Genomic DNA, 4,601 nt, shown 5'->3' with positions numbered 1-4,601 from the left:
GCACCGATCATCCGCAAGGACATCGCCGTTGCCGAGATGATCAAGTACACCTGCAACGTGTGGCACGCCACCAAGGTGACCTTCGCCAACGAGATCGGCAACATCGCCAAGGCTGTCGGCGTCGATGGTCGTGAAGTGATGGAAGTGGTCTGCCAGGACAAGACACTGAACCTGTCCCAGTACTACATGCGTCCTGGCTTCGCATTCGGCGGCTCCTGCCTGCCGAAAGATGTGCGCGCCCTGACCTACCGCGCCGGTTCCCTGGACGTCGAAGCACCACTGCTCAACTCGCTGATGCGCAGTAACGAGTCCCAGGTGCAGAACGCGTTCGACATCGTCTCCAGCCACGACAAACGCAAAGTCGCCCTGCTGGGCCTGAGCTTCAAGGCCGGCACCGACGACCTGCGCGAAAGCCCGCTGGTCGATCTGGCGGAAATGCTGATCGGCAAGGGCTACGACCTGAGCATCTACGACAGCAACGTCGAGTACGCCCGTGTCCACGGTGCGAACAAGGATTACATCGAGTCGAAGATCCCTCACGTCTCGTCCTTGCTCAACTCGAACTTCGAGGAAGTGATCAACAACTCCGACGTGATCATCCTCGGCAACCGTGATGAGAAATTCCGCGCCCTGGCACTGGAAGCACCGCACGGCAAGCAAGTGGTCGACCTGGTCGGCTTCATGTCTCAAGCCACCAGCGTCAGCAAGCGCACCGAAGGTATCTGCTGGTAACACGCCTGTAGGAGCTGTCGAGTGAAACGAGGCTGCGATCTTTCCCAGCTCACTTGAATCCCAAGCGAAAGATCAAAAGATCGCAGGCTTCGCCAGCTCCTACAGGGATTCTGGCGTTATCCAAACCGGGTGGCGCCAGTTTTCACAAGCCTGCCTTAACCCAATCGGGCTCCGCCCGAGATCGAGACGGATGCAGATTATGCACAGGCTAAAGCACGGCCTACTTCAGGCCGCCGGTTGGCTGTTTTACCTAAGTTTATTAATGGGCATCGCCCTGGCGTTGCCTCCGTCCACGTTCGACTCCGAGTCGAAGGACTTCATCTTCCTGATCGGTATCGTCGGTATCTGGCGCTACTCGATGGGTGCCACGCACTTTTTGCGCGGCATGCTGTTTCTGTACGTGGTCTACCCGCACCTGCGGCGCAAAGTGCGCAAGCTGGGCAAAGAGGCAGACCCGTCCCACGTGTTCCTGATGGTCACCAGCTTCCGTATCGACGCGCTGACCACCGCGCAGGTCTACAGCTCGGTGATCCGCGAGGCCATCGACTGCGGCCTGCCGACTACCGTGGTGTGCTCCATCGTCGAAATGTCCGATGAGCTGCTGGTCAAGAGCCTCTGGAAACGCATGAACCCACCGACACGGGTCAAGCTCGACTTCGTGCGCATTCCCGGCACCGGCAAGCGCGATGGTCTGGCCTATGGTTTCCGCGCCATCTCCCGCCACCTGCCGGACGACCGTGCCGTGGTTGCAGTGATCGATGGCGACACCGTGCTGGCCGAAGGCGTCGTGCTCAAGACCGTGCCGTGGTTCCAGCTGTTCGGCAATGTCGGCGGCCTGACCACCAACGAGTTCTGCGAAGTGCGCGGCGGCTACATCATGAGCGAATGGCACAAACTGCGATTCGCCCAGCGCCACATCAACATGTGCTCCATGGCCCTGTCCAAGCGCGTGCTGACCATGACTGGCCGGATGTCGGTGTTCCGCGCCACCGTGGTCACCAACCCGGACTTCATCGCCGACGTGGAAAGCGACTCGCTGCAACACTGGCGCCTGGGCCGCTTCAAGTTCCTGACCGGTGACGACAAGTCGAGCTGGTTCAGCCTGATGCGCCTGGGTTACGACACGTTCTACGTGCCCGACGCCGCGATCCATACCGTGGAACACCCGCCGGAAAAGAGCTTCATCAAGGCCAGTCGCAAACTGATGTTCCGTTGGTACGGCAACAACCTGCGGCAGAACTCCCGCGCCCTGGGCCTGGGGATGAAACGCCTCGGCCTGTTCACGTCAGTGGTGCTGTTCGATCAGCGCGTGTCGATGTGGACGTCCCTGCTGGGCCTGACGGTGGCGCTCATCGCCACCTTCAAGTACGGCACCGCGTTCATCCTGGTTTACCTGCTGTGGATCGGCATCACCCGCCTGATCCTGACCCTGTTGCTGTCCTGTTCCGGTCACCGGATCGGCCCGGCATACCCGGCCATTCTCTATTACAACCAGATCGTCGGCGCGCTGGTGAAGATCTACGTGTTCTTCCGCCTCGATCAACAATCCTGGACTCGCCAGCCCACTTCTCTGACCCGTGATCTCGCCAGCTTTCAACGTTGGTTCAACACCTGGTCGTCTCGGACCATGACCTTCTCCGCCGGCAGCATCTTTGTCGCCGTGCTGCTGATGATGGTCTGACCGAACTCGCCTGAATTAACTAGGAAATCGCCCATATGAATACCGCCGTCAACAGCAACGTAGTGCACGAATCCGAAGCCCAGCGCCAACACGCCCGTGTGAAAATTCCGGCCAAACTGCGTTTCTTCGGCCCTGACCGGACCCCGGTCGAAGCCCGGGTCATCGACCTTTCCGCCGGCGGCCTGGCGTTCAACGCCGGTCAGTTGCCGCTGAAGGTCGGCGATGTGCACAAGGCCCGCCTGCAATTCGTCATCGACAACCTCGGTCTGGCCATGGACGTGGAATTGCAGATCCGCTCCGTCGACCGCCAGACCGGCCGCGTAGGTTGCCAGTTCCAGAACCTGGAACCCCGGGACATTTCCACCCTGCGCCACCTGATTACTTCGCACCTGGCCGGTGACATCGTCAGCGTGGGTGAAATGCTCGCAACCCTGCAACGCGACAACTTCACCAAGGCGCGCAAGGTCAAGGACGGCGGTCATGGCATGACCGCGCTCGGCCGTCTGAAAGCGGTGACCTTCAGCGCCGGTATCTTCGTGGTCGGCCTGGTGGCGTTCGGTTTTATCTTCAAATCGGTGTACGGCATGTACTTCGTCAGCCACGCCCAGGCTGGCCTGGTCAGCGTGCAAGGCATGAACATCACCATGCCGCGCGACGGCACCGTGCAGAGCCTGATCAAGGCTGACGGCGTTGCCGCCAAAGGCGCCCCGCTGGCGACCTTCAGCACCAGCATGCTCGACGTACTCAAAGGCCATCTGGACGAAAACCAACTGCAACCGTCCAAGGTTGAAGAGCTCTTCGGCAAGCAAATGACCGGCACCCTGACCTCCCCGTGCGATTGCACCGTGGCCCAGCAACTGGTGGCTAACGGTCAATACGCCAACAAAGGTGACGTGATCTTCCAACTGGTGCCACGCAATACCGAAGCCAACGTTGAAGCACGCTTCTCCTATCGCCAGTTCGGCGACGTGCGCCCAGGCACCACGGTCAGCTTCCAGATCGCCGGCGAAGACCAGACCCGTACCGGCAAGATCGTCAGCAGCACCAGCCTGAAAAGCGAAGACCTGTCATCCGATATCCGCGTGCAGATCAAACCTGACGAGCCGCTGGACAGCGCACTCGCCGGTCGCCCGGCGGAAGTGAACAGCACCCGTGGCCCGAACCTGAACTGGCTGATCAACAAAGCCATGGCCGCCGGTCTTTAAACAGAGGACATGCCCGTGACGACTCCACAAATCCTCAGAACACCGCGCACCCACATAGGATCACTGTGTGCAGTTGCACTGGCCGTAAGCCTGGCCGGTTGCGCCGGCCTGCCCGACCAGCGCCTGGCCAATGAAGCCCTCAAGCGCGGTGATACCACGCTGGCGGCGCAGAACTATCAGCAACTGGCCGACCTGGGCTACAGCGAAGCCCAGGTTGGGCTGGCCGACATTCAGGTCGACAGCCGCGACCCGGCGCAGATCAAAAAGGCCGAGGCGACTTACCGCGCCGCAGCCAGCGTCTCGCCGCGGGCTCAGGCTCGTCTGGGTCGCCTGCTGGTGGCCAAACCTGGCGCCACCGAAGCCGAACACCACGAAGCCGAGGCACTGTTGAAGAAAGCCGCGACCAATGGCGAAGGCAACACCCTGATCCCGTTGGCGATGCTGTATCTGCAATTCCCGCACAGCTTCCCCAACGTCAACGCACAGCAGCAGATCAGCCAATGGCGCGCCGAAGGCAAACCGGAAGCAGGTCTGGCCCAGGTGCTGCTCTATCGCACCCAGGGCACTTACGACCAACACCTGAATGACGTGGAAAAGATCTGCAAAGCGGCGTTGAACACCACCGACATCTGCTACGTCGAACTGGCCACGGTCTATCAGAAACGTGGCCAGCCCGAGCAACAGGCCGAGCTGATCAAGCAGATGCAGGCCGCTCACAGCCGTGGCACCGTCTCCGCGCAACGGGTCGACAGCGTGGCCCGCGTGCTGGGCGATGCGAGCCTGGGCAAGACCGACGAAAAAACCGCTCAGTCGCTGCTCGAAGGCATCGCCCCGGGCTACCCGGCGTCCTGGGTCAGCCTGGCGCAATTGCTCTACGACTTCCCTGAACTGGGCGACGTCGACACGATGATGAAGTACCTGGACAACGGCCGCGCCGCCGACCAGCCGCGCGCCGAACTGTTGCTGGGCAAGCTCTACTACGA

At 61.1% G+C, this 4,601-nt stretch carries 4 protein-coding genes; all 4 read left to right on the top strand.

The annotated features are described in order from the left end of the window. Positions 1 to 732, top strand: a 732-nt coding sequence (locus AC1DLB_RS21940) for a nucleotide sugar dehydrogenase (RefSeq protein ID WP_477785633.1), incomplete at its 5' end; no start/stop codon positions are given. Positions 733 to 931: 199 nt separating this feature from the next. Continuing rightward, the gene (alg8, locus tag AC1DLB_RS21935; protein WP_370741111.1) at positions 932 to 2,413 is read left to right on the top strand and encodes a mannuronan synthase; all 1,482 of its coding nucleotides are present in this window, start codon (positions 932 to 934) and stop codon (positions 2,411 to 2,413) included. A 35-nt stretch (positions 2,414 to 2,448) separates the two neighbouring features. Continuing rightward, positions 2,449 to 3,618 (top strand): alginate biosynthesis protein Alg44, encoded by a 1,170-nt coding sequence (locus AC1DLB_RS21930; protein ID WP_018927125.1) that lies wholly within the window; start codon positions 2,449 to 2,451, stop codon positions 3,616 to 3,618. Between the two features lie 9 nt (positions 3,619 to 3,627). Further along, the coding region (locus tag AC1DLB_RS21925) for an alginate biosynthesis protein AlgK (protein ID WP_477785632.1) at positions 3,628 to 4,601 on the top strand (974 nt) is incomplete at its 3' end.

The organism is Pseudomonas sp. 05N434, from assembly GCF_056396965.1.
This window is presented reverse-complemented; position numbering and strand designations above follow the sequence as displayed.